Here is a 15,340-nt window from a genome sequence, read left to right as displayed (position 1 = left end):
GCTTTCTTGATATTGATCACCGCGCCGGTCTTGGCCATGGCCACGACCAGGTCGGTCTGCCGCGAAAGAAACGCCGGCAACTGGATAATGTCGCAGACATCGGCCACAGGCTGCGCCTGATGCGGCTCATGCACGTCGGTGATCACCGGCACGCCGAAGGTCTTTTTGATTTCCTCGAAGACCTTCATGCCCTCTTCCAGGCCTGGGCCACGGAATGAAGTCACAGACGAGCGATTAGCCTTGTCGAAACTGGCCTTGAACACGTAGGGAATGCCGAGCTTGTCGGTAACCCGCACATACTCTTCACAGGCGCGCATGGCAAGATCGCGAGATTCGATTACGTTGATCCCGCCGAACAGCACAAACGGCTTGTCGTTGGCGATTTGAATGTCGCCAACCTTGATGATTTTCTGCGCCATATCCCTAGGCCTTCTTGGCTTTTTGCGTCAGCGCTGCAGTGACAAAACCACTGAACAGCGGATGGCCATCACGTGGAGTCGAAGTGAACTCAGGGTGGAACTGGCAAGCGACGAACCATGGATGATCCGGTGCTTCCACCACTTCAACCAACGCGCCGTCGCCCGAGCGACCAGTGACCTTGAGGCCGGCTTCGATCAGCTGCGGCAACAGGTTGTTGTTCACTTCATAACGATGACGATGACGCTCGACGATCACATCTTTGCCGTAGCAAGCGTGTACTTGCGAGCCGGACAGCAGCTGGCAGTCTTGCGCGCCCAGACGCATGGTGCCGCCCAGATCGGAAGCATCAGTACGCTGTTCGGTAACGCCGGTGGCGTCCTGCCATTCGGTGATCAGACCGACAACTGGATGAGCACCTACGGTATCGAATTCGGTGGAGTTGGCATCGCTCCAGCCCAGCACATTGCGGGCGAACTCGATAACCGCGACCTGCATGCCGAGGCAGATACCCAGGTAGGGAATCTTGTTCTCACGGGCGTACTGCACGGTCTTGATCTTGCCTTCCACACCGCGCAGACCGAAGCCGCCTGGCACCAGAATGGCGTCCACACCTTCGAGCAGTGCGGTGCCTTTGTTCTCGATGTCTTCGGAGTCGATATAACGCAGGTTGACCTTGGTGCGGTTCTGGATACCGGCATGGCTCATCGCTTCGATCAGCGACTTGTAGGCATCCAGCAGCTCCATGTACTTGCCGACCATGGCGATGGTGACTTCGTGCTCAGGATTGAGCTTGGCATCGACCACGCGGTCCCACTCGGACAGGTCGGCACCGTTGCACTCCAGACCGAAGCGCTCGACGACGAAATCATCCAGACCTTGGGCATGCAGCACGCCGGGGATCTTGTAGATGGTGTCGACGTCTTCCAGGGAAATCACCGCACGCTCTTCAACGTTGGTGAACAGCGCGATCTTGCGGCGCGAGGAAATATCGATCGGGTGGTCGGAGCGGCAGATCAGCACGTCTGGCTGCAGGCCGATGGAGCGCAGTTCTTTCACCGAATGCTGAGTCGGCTTGGTCTTGGTTTCGCCAGCGGTGGCGATATACGGCACCAGAGTCAGGTGCATCAGCATGGCGCGCTTGGCGCCTACTTCCACACGCAGCTGGCGAATGGCTTCGAGGAACGGTTGCGACTCGATGTCGCCCACTGTGCCGCCGATTTCAACCATGGCCACGTCAGCATCGCCAGCACCCTTGATGATGCGGCGCTTGATCTCGTCGGTGATGTGCGGGATGACCTGAATGGTCGCGCCCAGGTAATCACCACGGCGCTCGCGGCGCAGCACGTCTTCGTAGACGCGACCAGTGGTGAAGTTGTTGTTCTGGGTCATGGTGGTGCGGATAAACCGCTCATAGTGGCCCAGGTCAAGGTCGGTCTCAGCGCCGTCGTGGGTGACGAACACCTCACCGTGCTGGAACGGGCTCATGGTGCCCGGATCGACGTTGATATAGGGATCCAGCTTGAGCATGGTGACCTTCAGGCCCCGCGCCTCCAGGATAGCCGCCAATGAAGCCGAGGCGATGCCTTTCCCCAATGAAGAAACAACACCACCCGTGACGAATATGTAGCGCGTCATGAAAAACCCTAGAAGTCTGCGTTTAAGCGGTCAATGCCGCCGGGGAAAGCGAAGGAATACCGAAGCGGCTCTCTGCGATGCACTGCAATGAGCTAGCCCTGCCGATCCCCAAGGGGAGTCAACAAAAGCTGTAGTAAGACGGGAGCGTAGTCTACCGGAAAGGGCTTATCAGCTCAAACCTTGATCATTCGTCGGTGGCTGCCAATGCAATTGCCAGCTGCCATCGGCGGCGCCCTGCATACCTGGCAGGTTGGCGATCGCCATAACCCGGTTATCCAGACGCAGCAGCGGCAGGCGATCACGAACAAAGGCCGGCACACGCAGCTCATTAAACAAGCGCTTGAGATCGCGGTGCCCACGTCCCGGTAAAAGAAGCTGATCGCCGCCCTGGCGGTAACCCAACTGCCAGTTACCTGAAGGTAACTGACCGTCAATCCGCACAGTGCCATTAGCGGGCAATACCACCTGCTGATTACCTTGAAGCGTCACATTGACCGGCACGGGCGAGCACAGCCAATCACCCGCCACCCACCACAGACGCTCATCACTGCGGCGCAGCTCCCCTGCTGTCAGCTTCCAGATTGGCGCAGCATCCGGCGCGGCATCGCGCAGTGCCCGCCAGCCTGCCCAGTGCTCGCTGTCGGGCATCGCTGTGAGCGGCCTCAACCAATAACGCAGGGCATTGCGCTGGCGCGACTCACTCAGATCGCGCAGCGTAGGCAGTGCCAGATTTGGTAACGGCAGCCAGGCAAACTCGGCTGCCCCCTGCGCGGCAGCCATATCCTGCTGTGCCAACTCATCAAGCAACTGCGCAGCCTCACTCAAGTGCGCGGCGCTGCGGGCCATATTGGCTGAGGCCTGCGGCCAGCGACCAAGCAGCGCAGGCAACACCTGACGACGTAGGTAATTGCGCGAGAAGCGCTCATCGGCATTTGACGGATCTTCGATCCAGGTCAGCTTGTGCTCACGGGCATAAGCCAACAGCTCATCGCGCGAGCAGTTGAGTAGCGGCCGAACCAGCTGCCCCGCTCCCAATGCACGACTCACCGGCATGGCCGACAAACCCTGCACGCCGGCACCGCGCAACAGGCGAAACAACAGGGTTTCGGCCTGATCATCGCGATGCTGCGCAGTTAGCAGCAACTCATCGGTATCTAGACGGGCAGCAAAAGCCGCGTAGCGAGCCTCGCGCGCCGCACGCTCCAGACTCGCCCCAGGAGCGACCTGGACATAATCAACCTGCAACGGCACAGACAAGGCCGCACACAGTTCACGGCAATGTGTCGGCCAGGCATCAGCCTCCACCTGCAGGCCGTGATGAATATGGATAGCGGAAAGTGGCGGCAATGCCTCGCGTTGTGCGAGGCTGGCCAGCAGGTGCAGCAGCACCGTGGAATCCAGCCCGCCGGACAGGGCAACACACCAGCCTGGGGCACCGAGCCAGGGCTGCAAGGCATCAAGCAAACGAATATGCACAGGAGTCATCGGCCAAGCTTAAAACAACAACGGGCCCGAAGGCCCGTTGTATACGCAACTGCCGAGCAATCAGGCAATCCCGTAGCTCATCAGACGCTCATAACGACGCTTGAGCAGCGCTTCGGTATCGAAGGTCTTGAGCATTGTCAGCTGCGCCAGCAAAGCCTGACGCACCGATTCGGCAGCAGCAGCTGGGTCACTGTGCGCACCACCGAGCGGTTCACCAATCACCTGGTCAACAATGCCCAGGCCTTTTAGGCGCTCGGCAGTAATGCCCATCGCTTCGGCAGCATCCGGCGCCTTTTCTGCGGTTTTCCACAGAATAGAGGCACAACCTTCCGGCGAGATCACCGAGTAGGTGGAATACTGCAGCATGTTCAGCTGATCGCACACACCAATCGCCAGGGCACCGCCGGAACCACCTTCACCGATTACAGTGGCGATGATCGGGGTTTTCAGGCGCGCCATAACGCGCAGGTTCCAGGCGATGGCTTCGCTCTGGTTACGCTCTTCGGCGTCGATGCCTGGGTAGGCACCCGGGGTGTCAATAAAGGTCAGGATCGGCATCTTGAAACGCTCAGCCATTTCCATCAGGCGGCACGCCTTGCGGTAGCCCTCCGGACGCGGCATGCCAAAGTTGCGGCGCACCTTCTCGCGAATCTCACGGCCTTTCTGGTGACCGATAACCATCACCGGCTCACCGTCCAGACGGGCAACGCCGCCCACCAGGGCCGCGTCGTCGGAGAAATGGCGGTCGCCATGCAGTTCATCGAATTCGGTAAAGATGTGCTGCAGGTAATCCAGGGTATAAGGACGGCGTGGGTGGCGCGCCAGCTGGGCGATCTGCCAGCTGCTCAGGTTGCCGAAAATAGTTTCGGTCAGCGAGCTGCTCTTGTCCTGCAGGCGGGCGATTTCATCGTTGATGTTCAACGAGTTGTCGTTACCGACCAGGCGAAGCTCTTCGATCTTGGCTTGCAGGTCGGCGATCGGCTGTTCGAAATCGAGAAAATTCGGGTTCATAGTCATCCGTCTTGCGTCGACGGCCAAGTGGCCGGGAGCTGTATCCGTTATCGCGCCCTACCTTATAGCAGCAGGCGCATTCAGGTCGACACCCGGTTCTGCACGAAAGCCTTCAATACAGAACCCGCTGGGTATCACGACCGACCGGCGAAGCCTGAGCCTCGCAAATCAGCGGTAGTGCAAAAAGACGTTGTCGCGGCCGAACTGGTCACGCAATGCCTGAATCAGACTGTCAGCCGGCTCAATGCGCCAACCTTCGCCAAACTGCAATTGTGCCTTGGCATCGCTGCCGCTGTAGTCGACGGTGATCGGGCACGCGCCGCGGTGACGGCCGCACAAGTCGGCTAACCAACGCAGACGATCACCCTGCAAAGCGCTGCTGGCGACCTTCAGACGCAGGCTGTCGGCCAGGCCGGTACGCGCTTCCTCCAGGCTCATCACGCGCTTGGCGCGCAAGCGCAGGCCACCGGAGAAGTCGTCATTGCTCACCTCGCCCTCGACCACAACCAGAGCGTCGGTTTGCAACAGTGCCTGAGCACTGTTGAACGCTTCGGCAAACAGGGAGGCCTCGATCCGCCCGGAACGGTCATCGAGGGTGATAAAGCCCATCTTGTCGCCCTTCTTGTTCTTCATCACCCGCAGGTTGACCACCAGACCGGCAATCGTCTGATCGCCGCGCGCAGCTTTCAGGTCGACGATGCGCTGGCGAGCAAAGCGCCGTACCTCGCCTTCGTACTCATCAATCGGGTGACCGGTCAGGTACAGGCCCAGGGTGTCTTTTTCACCCTTGAGACGCTCTTTAAGCGTCAGCTCGCGGGCGCGCAGATGGTTGAGGTAAACATCCGCCTCCGCATCGGCAAACACTCCGCCGAACAGGTCCATATGCCCGCTCTCGGCGCTGCGCGCGGTCTGCTCGGCGGCCTGCACGGCCTCCTCCATTGCACCCAGCAATACCGCACGATTGCGGTCGATATTGGCCTTGTAGGCTTTCAGCTCTTCATGGAAGTGCGGCCCCAGACGATCCAGTGCACCACTGCGAATTAGTGCTTCGAGGGTGCGCTTGTTGATGCGCTTGAGGTCGACCCGCGAGCAGAAGTCGAACAGATCCTTGAACGGTCCGTCCTGACGCGCCTCAACGATGGCCTCCACCGGCCCCTCGCCCACGCCCTTGATCGCGCCCAGGCCGTAGACGATCCAGCCTTCGTTGTTAACCGTGAACTTGAACTCGGAGATGTTCACATCCGGCGCGTCGAGGCGCAGCTTCATGCTGCGGCATTCCTCGATCAGGGTGACCACCTTGTCGGTGTTGTGCATATCCGCCGACAACACCGCCGCCATAAAGGCCGCCGAGTGGTGCGCCTTGAGCCAGGCCGTCTGATACGAGAGCAAGCCATAGGCAGCAGAGTGCGACTTGTTGAAACCGTAACCGGCGAACTTTTCCACAAGATCGAAGATGTTACCTGCCAGGTTTGCATCGATCCCGTTGCTGGCGCAGCCTTCAATAAAGCCGCCGCGCTGCTTGGCCATCTCCTCGGGCTTTTTCTTACCCATGGCGCGGCGCAGCATATCCGCGCCACCCAGCGTATACCCAGCCATAACCTGGGCGATCTGCATCACCTGTTCCTGGTACAGGATGATGCCGTAGGTCGGCTTGAGTACCGGTTCCAGGCCCGCGTACTGGTAGTCCTGATGCGGGTAGGAAATCGGCTCGCGACCGTGCTTACGGTTGATAAAGTCGTCCACCATGCCCGACTGCAGCGGCCCCGGACGGAACAAGGCCACCAGAGCGATCATGTCTTCCAGGCAGTCCGGTTTGAGCTTCTTGATCAGCTCCTTCATGCCGCGCGATTCAAGCTGGAACACCGCAGTGGTCTCGGCTTTCTGCAGCATGCTGAACGTCGGCTTGTCATCCAGCGGGATAAAGTCGATGTTCAGGTCCGGCAGGCCCTTCTTGGCCTGCTCGCGGTTGATGGTTTCCATCGCCCACTTGATGATCGTCAGGGTACGCAGGCCGAGGAAGTCGAACTTCACCAGGCCAGCGGATTCCACATCGTCCTTATCGAACTGGGTTACCAGGCCGCCGCCTTCGTCATCGCAGGCAATCGGCGAGAAGTCGGTGAGTTTGGTCGGCGCGATAACCACACCACCGGCGTGCTTACCGGTACCGCGACAGATGCCTTCGAGCTTGAGCGACATTTCCCAGATTTCCCGGGCGTCCTCGTCGACCTTGAGGAAGTCGCGCAGCGGCTCTTCCATCTCGTAGGCTTTTTCCAGGGTCATGCCGACTTCGAAAGGAATCATCTTCGACAGGCGGTCGGCCAGCCCGTAGGACTTGCCCTGCGCCCGCGCCACGTCGCGTACCACAGCCTTGGCCGCCATGGTGCCGAAGGTGATGATCTGGCTCACCGCATTGCGGCCGTATTTCTCGGCCACGTAATCGATCACCCGGTCGCGGCCGTCCATGCAGAAGTCGACGTCGAAGTCGGGCATGGAAACCCGTTCAGGGTTGAGGAAACGTTCGAACAGCAGGTCATAGGCCAGTGGGTCGAGGTCGGTGATCTTCTGTACGTAGGCCACCAGCGAACCGGCACCCGACCCACGGCCTGGGCCCACCGGCACGCCGTTGTTCTTCGCCCACTTGATAAAGTCCATTACGATCAGGAAGTAACCGGGGAAGCCCATCTGGATGATGATATCCAGCTCGAAATTCAGCCGGTCGATATAGACCTGACGCTTCTCTTCGTAATTCGGCGTAGTTTCCTTCGGCCAGAGCACCGCCAGGCGCTCTTCCAGGCCCTCGAACGAGACCTGGCGAAAGTATTCGTCCATGGTCATGCCGGCTGGCACGGGGAAGTCCGGCAGGAAGTATTTGCCCAGCTGCACTTCGATATTGCAGCGCTTGGCGATCTCGACGGTGTTTTCCAGGGCTTCCGGCAGGTCGCTAAACAGCTCGGCCATTTCCTCCGGCGTTTTCAGGTACTGCTGATCGGAATAGGTGCGCAGACGGCGCGGGTCATCCAGGCTACGGCCTTCGCCGATGCACACGCGGGTTTCGTGGGCGGCGAAATCGTCTTGCTTGATAAAGCGCACATCGTTGGTCGCCACCAGCGGCGCGCCGACCTTATCGGCCAGGGCCACCGCAGCGTGCAGATGCTCCTCGTCGTTAACCCGGTCGGTGCGCTGCACTTCCAGGTAGAAACGCTCGGGGAACACGGCCAGCCATTCGCGCAGCACGGCCTCGGCTTCTTCCGGTTCGCCATCGAGCAAAGCATGACCGACCTCGCCTTCCTTTGCGCCAGACAAGGCAATCAAGCCCTCGGCCGCTTCCTTGACCCAATCACGCTGGATGATCACCAGGTCATTGCTCTGCCCTTCGCTCCAGCCGCGCGAAACCAGCTCGGTGAGGTTGCGGTAACCCTTGGCATTCATCGCCAGCAGGGTCATACGGCTGAGCGGGCCATCTTCATCGGCACTGGCCAACCAGATGTCGGCGCCGCAGATCGGCTTGATACCGCCACCCATGGCCGCTTTATAGAACTTCACCAATGAGCACATATTGCTCATATCGGTAACCGCTACCGCCGGCATTCCGGCTGCCGCCACCGACTTGATCAGTGGCTTGACCCGCACCAGCCCGTCGACCAGGGAAAACTCGGTGTGCAAACGCAGGTGGACGAACGAAGCGGTCATGGCAGTCCTATACAAAACGCAAAAACGACAAGGCAGGGATTGTACAACCGCAGCAGCGCGCGACAAGCGCTACCGGGCACAGGATAACGAGGGAATTGCGCGGACGTTGTGTCAGTCGTCCAACAACGCACGTACCGGGCCAAAAGAGCGCCGGTGAATCGGAGTCGGCCCCAGGCGCCGCAGCGCTTCCAGGTGTAGCGGAGTGGGGTAGCCTTTGTGCCCGGCGATACCGTAACCGGGGTATTGCTGATCAAGCAGCTGCATCTCGCGATCACGGCTGACCTTGGCCAGAATCGATGCCGCAGCAATCGCCGGCACCTGGCTATCGCCTTTAATCACCGCGGCGCTGGGCACCTGCAGTTTCGGGCAGCGATTGCCATCGATCAGCGCCAGCTTGGGCGTGACACTCAAGCCCTCGACCGCGCGTTGCATGGCTAGCATGGTGGCCTGCAGGATATTCAGCTGATCGATTTCTTCCACCTCGGCGCGGGCGATGCACCAGGCCAGGGCTTTTTCGCGAATTTCGTCGAAGAGCATCTCGCGACGCGCCTCGGTCAGCTTTTTCGAATCGTTCAGACCGAGAATCGGCCGTGCCGGATCGAGAATCACCGCCGCCGTCACCACGGCGCCGCAGAGCGGGCCGCGGCCGACTTCATCGACGCCAGCCACCAGCTCCTGCACCAGAGTGAAATCCAGCCCAAGCTGCATCAGCCGCGCCCTGTCAGCTGCAACACGGCTTTAGCAGCCTGCACCGAAGCGTCACGTCGCAGCGCCCGGTGAATCACATCAAAGCCTTCGGTCTGCACCTCGCCGCCATCCAGCAATGGCGCCAGCAACTGAGCCAATGCCTCGGGCGTGGCGGCATCCTGAATCATCTCGGGTACCAGCAAACGCTCAGCCAGCAGATTCGGCAGGGAGATATAGGCACTTGTGACCAGGCGCTTGAGGATGCGATAGGTCAGTGGTGCAACCTTGTAGGCAACCACCATCGGCCGCTTGTACAACAAGGCCTCAAGGGTCGCCGTACCGGAGGCGATCAACACCGCATCACAGGCCGCCAGCGCCTCATGGGAACGGCCATTGAGCAAGGTCAGCGGCAGATCGCGGCCCACCAGCATCTGCTCAAGCTGTGCACGACGCTCCGGGCTGGAACAGGGCAACACAAACTGAATACCGGGGCGCAAAGTACGCAAACGCACTGCCGCATCAAGAAACAGGCTGCCCAGACGCGATACTTCGCCACCGCGGCTGCCCGGCATCAGGGCAACCACCGGCTGATCCTGCGCCAAATTCAGCGCCTCACGGGCCGCAGCGCGATCCGCCTGCTGCGGAATGGTATCGGCCAGCGGGTGGCCGACAAAGCGCACCGGCACCTGATGATCCTGATAGAACTGCGCCTCGAACGGGAACAGGGTCAGCATCAGGTCGCAGGCCTCACGAATCTTCAACACGCGCTTCTGCCGCCAGGCCCATACGGACGGGCTGACGTAATGCACGGTCTTGATGCCCGCCTGACGCAGCTTGAGCTCCAGGGTCAGGTTGAAATCCGGCGCATCGATGCCGATAAACACGTCCGGCTTGGCCGCGATCAAGCTGTTGATCAGTCGCTTGCGCCGTGACAGCAGTTCGGGAAGGCGGCCAAGTACCTCGACCAAGCCCATCACCGACAAGCGCTCCATCGGGAAATAGGAATTCAGTCCCTGAGCCTGCATCAGCGGGCCACCGACACCGATAAATTCGATCTGTGGGTATTGGGCTTTGAGGGCCTGCATCAGGCCCGCGCCGAGAATATCGCCAGACGCCTCGCCAGCGACCAGCGCGATACGCATCAGGTCAGTCATAAATTATCGGGTAATGCCGCGGCTTGAAGCCTGGATGGAATCGCGGAAGATCGCGACTTCGGGAAATTCTGCGGACGACTCGGCCAGCTCACCCATCGCCTGCTCAACCGTAAGCCCCTGGCGATAGACAATTTTGTAGGCACGGCGCAAGGCGGCAATTGCCTCGGCGCTGAAACCACGGCGGCGCATGCCTTCGAAGTTCATGCTGCGCGCTTCAGCCGGATTGCCGAACACGGTGACAAACGCCGGCACATCCTTGCCGATCGCCGTGCCCATACCGGAAAAGCTGTGCGCACCGATGCGACAGAACTGATGCACCAGGGTGTAGCCAGAGAGAATCGCCCAGTCATCGACCCACACATGCCCGGCCAAGGCGGTGTTGTTGACCAGGATGCAATGGTTACCGATCACGCTGTCATGGCCGATGTGGGCATAGGCCATGATCAGGTTGTGGTCGCCAAGGGTGGTTTCGCTGCGATCCTGCACGGTGCCGCGGTGGATGGTCACACCCTCGCGGATCACATTGTGATCGCCAATTACCAGCCGAGTCGCCTCGCCCTGGTACTTGAGATCGGGGGTATCTTCACCCACCGAGGAGAACTGATAGATGCGGTTATGTTTACCGATCTTGGTCGGCCCCTTGAGGATCACATGGGGGCCGATCACTGTACCCTCGCCAATTTCTACATCGGCCCCGACTATCGACCAAGGGCCGACGACTACGTCGTCAGCCAACTTGGCACTGGGATCAATGATGGCGCGAGGGTCAATCAAACTCATAGTTTGCGTTCCGCACAGATGATTTCTGCCGAGCAGACTTCCTTGCCGTCGACGCTGGCCTTGCACTCGAACTTCCAGATGCTGCGCTTGCTGCTCAGGTAGCGGGCTTCGAGGATCAGCTGATCACCCGGCACCACTGGCTGGCGAAAGCGTAGCTTGTCGGAGCCGACAAAGTAATACAGGGTGCCATCGGAGGGCTTCAGATCCATCATCTTGAAACCAAGAATGCCGGCAGCCTGAGCCATGGCTTCGATGATCAACACGCCCGGCATGATAGGGTGCTCAGGAAAATGCCCGTTGAAGAACGGCTCATTGATGCTGACATTCTTGTAGGCGCGAATTCGCTTACCTTCAATATCCAGCTCAGCCACCCGATCCACCAGAAGGAACGGATAGCGGTGCGGCAAGTATTCGCGAATCTGGTTAATGTCCATCATGTGCAGAGAAGCCTGTAAGAGAAAAAAGAGAAGCCGGTAAATACCGGCTCAGGCATCAGATGAAGTGTCGGCAGCTGGGGTCACGGCGGCCAGCTGCTTTTCCAACTGTTGCAGGCGTCGCGCCATATCATCTAATTGCCGAATCCGTGCCGCGCTCTTGCGCCATTCAGCCGCCGGCTGCATGGCGGTGCCCGACGAATAGGAGCCCGGCTCGGTGATCGAGCGGGTGACCATGGTCATGCCGGTGACGAACACGTTGTCGCATACTTCGATATGCCCAACCATGCCCACGCCACCAGCAATCATGCAGTTCTTGCCGATCTTGGTGCTGCCGGAAATCCCCGCGCAACCGGCCATGGCCGTGTTGTCGCCGATCTGCACGTTGTGCGCGATCATGATCTGGTTATCCAGCTTGACGCCATTGCCAATCAGCGTGTCCGACAGCGCGCCACGGTCGACGGTGGTATTGGCGCCGATCTCGACATCATCACCGATGGTCACCCCACCGATCTGCGCGATCTTCTGCCAGACGCCTTTCTCGTTGGCAAAGCCGAAGCCCTCACCACCAATCACCGCGCCGGACTGAATAACCACGCGCTTACCGATCCGCACGTCGTGATACAGCGTCACTCGCGGAGCCAACCAGCCGCCCTCACCGATCACCGAACGCGCGCCAACAACACACTGCGCGCCAACGGTTACGTCAGCCGCAATCTGCGCGCCACTCTCGATCACCGCATAGGCGCCAACACTGGCAGTCGCATCGATCTGCGCATCTACCGCCACCACGGCGGTGGGATGCACGCCAGGCAACGCACGAGGCTTGCGGTCAAACAGATGGGAGAGTTCGGCATACGCCAGATAAGGGTTGCCGACGACAAGTGCATTACCGGCATAGCCTTCGGCATCAGCGGCAGTCAACAGCACCGCGCCAGCCTGGCAGCCCGAGAGAAACTTGCGGTACTGCGCATTGGCGAGAAAGCTCAGCTGATCAGCGCCAGCTTCCTGCAAGGTAGCCAAGCCGCTGATCGGCTTGTCCGTGGCACCACGCAAGGTGGCGCCCAGACGCTCGGCCAACTGGCCAAGGGTATAAACCGTTGCACTCATGATCAGCGCAGCTGATTCATGCGCTCGATAACCTGGCGGGTGATGTCGAACTGAGGCTTGACATCAATCACCGCGCCGCGCTCCAGCACCAGGTCGAAGTTACCGGTCTTGATCACTTCTTCCACGGCCTTGTCCAGGTTGGGCTTGAGCTTTTTCAGCATTTCACGATCCGCTACAGCTTTGGACTCGTTCAGCTCCTTGGACTGGAACTGGAAATCACGGGCTTTTTGCTTGAATTCAAGCTCCAGGCGCTCACGCTCAGCGGTCTGCATTTTTTCACCGTCTTTGACCAGGCGGTCCTGAATGCGCTTGGCGTCGCTTTCCAGGGTTTTCAGCTTGTTCAGCTGCGGACCGAATTTCTTCTCGGCATCCACGGCGTAGCGCTTGGCAGCGTCAGATTCCAGCAACGCCATTTGATAGTTCAGTACCGCTACTTTCATCTCGGCAAACGCCGGGGTTGCCAGCAAGGCAACGCTTAACAAAACCAGTTGAGTCAACTTACGCACGGTGCAACTCCTGCAAAACTGTTGGTATTCAAAAATCCGACGCTTAGAACGTCTGACCGAGAGAGAACTGGAAAATCTGCGTATCGGCATCATCCGGTTTGACGATTGGCATGGCCAAACTGAAGCTCAGCGGACCTAGCGCGGTGATCCAGGTCAAACCAACACCCACCGAGCTGGCCAGTTGGCCTGGATCGATATTGTTGCAGTCCTTCTGGGTCTTACCGCAATTGGTGTCAAACACATTACCCACGTCCCAGAACAGTGCGGTACGCAGCGAACGCTGATCTTTCACGAACGGCATTGGGAACAAGAGCTCGACGCCGCCTTGTACCAGAACGTTGCCACCAAATGGCAGTGGATCTTGATCCGGATCAAAGGCTGTACCAGGGTTGGTACCTTTACTCGGCGTACTACGCGGCCCCAGGCTGCTGTCCTTGAAACCGCGCACCGAGTTAAAGCCACCGGCGTAGTAATGCTCGTAGAACGGCAGATCCGAGGTGGAGCCATAGCTTTCACCAAAGCCCAGCTGGGTATGGAAGCGCATGGTGTAGGTATCGTTCAGTGGCTTGAATACCTGGCCACGGTAATCCACTTTGAAGAACGACAGATCGCTTCCCGGAACTGTGGTCTCGAACACCAGACTTTGCGAATGACCGCGGTTCGCCAGCACACCACGGTTCAGGGTCGATTCAGACCAGCCAATCGAGGCCTTGAGGTTCAGGTAGCTGTCGCCCTCTTGCTGAATAAAGTCGAAAATTTCGTCAACGGTGTATATGCCAGTGCCGATACTGTCGTTCTGGATAGTCAGACCATAAGTCAGACGCGAGGTATCGCTGATTGGATAACCAATGCTGACACCCGCGCCATAGCTGTCCACCGAATAGCTAGAAACGCTGGTATTCAGCTCGTCGTAATCGGTTTCACGGAAGAAGGCGTTGTAGCCCAAGCTGACGCCGTCTGGGGTCCAGTAGGGGTCAACGAAACCAAAGTTGTAGTTGCTCTGGTATTCACTGCGGGTCAGGCCGACGCTGACCTTGTTACCGGTCCCCAGGAAGTTGTTCTGGGTAATCGAGCCACCGAGAATCAGACCCGCGTTTTGAGCGAAGCCGATACTTGCGGTGATAGAACCAGATGCCTGCTCTTCAACGCTGTAATTGACGTCGATCTGGTCGTCGGTGCCTGGTACCTGCGGGGTTTCGACGTTGACTTCCTTGAAGTAGCCGAGACGCTCAAGACGGGTCTTGGACTGATCGATCAGGTAAGTCGAGGCCCAACCACCTTCCATCTGACGCATTTCACGGCGCAACACTTCGTCTTCGGACTTGGTGTTACCACGGAAATTGATGCGGTTAACGTAGGCACGCTTGCCCGGGTCAACGACAAAGGTAATGGATACGGTGCCATCGTCATGGGCTTCTGGCACGCCGTTGACGTTGGCGAAGGTATAGCCTTCGTTACCCAGGCGACGGGTAATCAGCTCGGAGGTGGTGGTCATCACTTTACGCGAGAACACCTGGCCTTCCTGAACCAGCAGCAAGGCGCGGACTTCTTCTTCCGGCACCTTCAGTTCACCGCTGAGTTTGACCTCACGCACGGTGTACTTCGCGCCTTCGTCGACGTTGACCGTGACATAGACGTGCTTCTTGTCTGGGGTAATGGATACCTGAGTGGAGCTGATATCCATGTTGATATAGCCGCGATCCAGGTAATAGGAACGCAGGCGCTCCAAGTCGCCGGAGAGCTTCTCACGGGCGTACTTGTCATCATTCTTGAAGAAGGACAGCCAGTTGGTGGTCTTCAGCTCGAACAGGTCGATCAGGTCTTCATCGGAAAAGACCGAGTTACCCACCACGTTAATGTGCTGAATCGCGGCAACCGAACCTTCATTGATGTTGATCTTCAGCGCCACGCGGTTGCGCGGCTGCGGGATCACTTCGGCTTCGATTTCTGCGGAGTAACGGCCCTGAGCGACGTACTGGCGCTGCAACTCGTTACGCACGCCTTCCAGGGTAGCCCGCTGGAAAATCTCGCCTTCGGCCAGACCCGATTGATTCAGGCCTTTGAGCAGGTCTTCGCTGCTAATGGCCTTGTTGCCTTCAATCTCGATACTGGAGATCGACGGACGCTCAACCACAGTGACAACCAGCACATCGCCATCGCGACCAAGCTGGATGTCCTGGAAGAAACCGGTTTTGAACAGTTCGCGGGTCGCCTCAACCAGCGAACGGTCATCGGCTTGCGCGCCCACATTGAGGGGTAAGGCACCGAATACGCTGCCCGCGGAAACGCGCTGCAGACCGGTGACCCGGATATCGGAGATGGTGAAGGACTCGGCGTGAACTTCGGTGATCATCAGTGCGGCAAGCACCGCAGGTAGCAGCAGACGTTTCATGAAGTCCTTTCTTATTCCAACTGACAATAAAAAATC

Annotated in this window: 11 protein-coding genes and 1 pseudogene; all 12 read right to left on the bottom strand. The window is 59.0% G+C overall.

Features of this window, described 5'->3' with window-relative positions:
- A pseudogene (locus tag Q8O69_RS10690) lies at positions 1-419 on the bottom strand (3-deoxy-8-phosphooctulonate synthase); the annotation flags it as partial.
- Positions 420-423: 4 nt separating this feature from the next.
- Positions 424-2,055 carry a CTP synthase gene (locus Q8O69_RS10685; RefSeq protein ID WP_305591968.1) on the bottom strand — a complete coding sequence of 544 codons (1,632 nt, stop codon included), beginning with the start codon at positions 2,053-2,055 and terminating at the stop codon, positions 424-426.
- 168 nt (positions 2,056-2,223) lie between these two features.
- Entirely contained in the window at positions 2,224-3,540 is a 1,317-nt protein-coding gene (tilS, locus tag Q8O69_RS10680) for a tRNA lysidine(34) synthetase TilS (RefSeq protein ID WP_305591967.1), read from the bottom strand.
- A gap of 60 nt (positions 3,541-3,600) precedes the next feature.
- Positions 3,601-4,551 carry an acetyl-CoA carboxylase carboxyltransferase subunit alpha gene (locus Q8O69_RS10675; RefSeq protein WP_305591966.1) on the bottom strand — a complete coding sequence of 317 codons (951 nt, stop codon included), beginning with the start codon at positions 4,549-4,551 and terminating at the stop codon, positions 3,601-3,603.
- Positions 4,552-4,719: 168 nt separating this feature from the next.
- Entirely contained in the window at positions 4,720-8,241 is a 3,522-nt protein-coding gene (gene dnaE / locus Q8O69_RS10670) for a DNA polymerase III subunit alpha (RefSeq protein WP_305591965.1), read from the bottom strand.
- A gap of 111 nt (positions 8,242-8,352) precedes the next feature.
- On the bottom strand, positions 8,353-8,949 hold the full coding sequence (gene rnhB, locus Q8O69_RS10665; RefSeq protein ID WP_305591964.1) for a ribonuclease HII: 597 nt from the start codon (positions 8,947-8,949) through the stop codon (positions 8,353-8,355).
- Entirely contained in the window at positions 8,949-10,082 is a 1,134-nt protein-coding gene (gene lpxB / locus Q8O69_RS10660) for a lipid-A-disaccharide synthase (protein WP_305591962.1), read from the bottom strand. Before lpxB ends, rnhB begins: the two co-directional genes overlap by 1 nt.
- A gap of 3 nt (positions 10,083-10,085) precedes the next feature.
- Positions 10,086-10,862: an acyl-ACP--UDP-N-acetylglucosamine O-acyltransferase gene (gene lpxA / locus Q8O69_RS10655; RefSeq protein ID WP_305591960.1), complete on the bottom strand. Its 777-nt coding sequence runs from the start codon at positions 10,860-10,862 to the stop codon at positions 10,086-10,088.
- Positions 10,859-11,299, bottom strand: a complete 441-nt coding sequence (fabZ, locus tag Q8O69_RS10650) for a 3-hydroxyacyl-ACP dehydratase FabZ (protein WP_160015687.1) — start codon at positions 11,297-11,299, stop codon at positions 10,859-10,861. The genes lpxA and fabZ overlap by 4 nt, the downstream gene beginning before the upstream one ends.
- A gap of 48 nt (positions 11,300-11,347) precedes the next feature.
- A complete protein-coding gene (gene lpxD / locus Q8O69_RS10645; protein ID WP_305591972.1) occupies positions 11,348-12,409 on the bottom strand; it encodes a UDP-3-O-(3-hydroxymyristoyl)glucosamine N-acyltransferase in 1,062 nt (353 codons plus the stop codon).
- Entirely contained in the window at positions 12,409-12,912 is a 504-nt protein-coding gene (locus Q8O69_RS10640; RefSeq protein ID WP_090248384.1) for an OmpH family outer membrane protein, read from the bottom strand. The genes lpxD and Q8O69_RS10640 overlap by 1 nt, the downstream gene beginning before the upstream one ends.
- 43 nt (positions 12,913-12,955) lie before the next feature.
- Entirely contained in the window at positions 12,956-15,304 is a 2,349-nt protein-coding gene (bamA, locus tag Q8O69_RS10635) for an outer membrane protein assembly factor BamA (RefSeq protein ID WP_305591956.1), read from the bottom strand.
- Positions 15,305-15,340: the final 36 nt, after the last annotated feature.

The sequence above is a fragment of the Pseudomonas sp. genome, assembly GCF_030690725.1.
Lineage (GTDB): Bacteria > Pseudomonadota > Gammaproteobacteria > Pseudomonadales > Pseudomonadaceae > Aquipseudomonas.
Note: the sequence above shows the minus strand (reverse complement) of the source record. Positions and strands in the feature narration are given on the sequence as shown.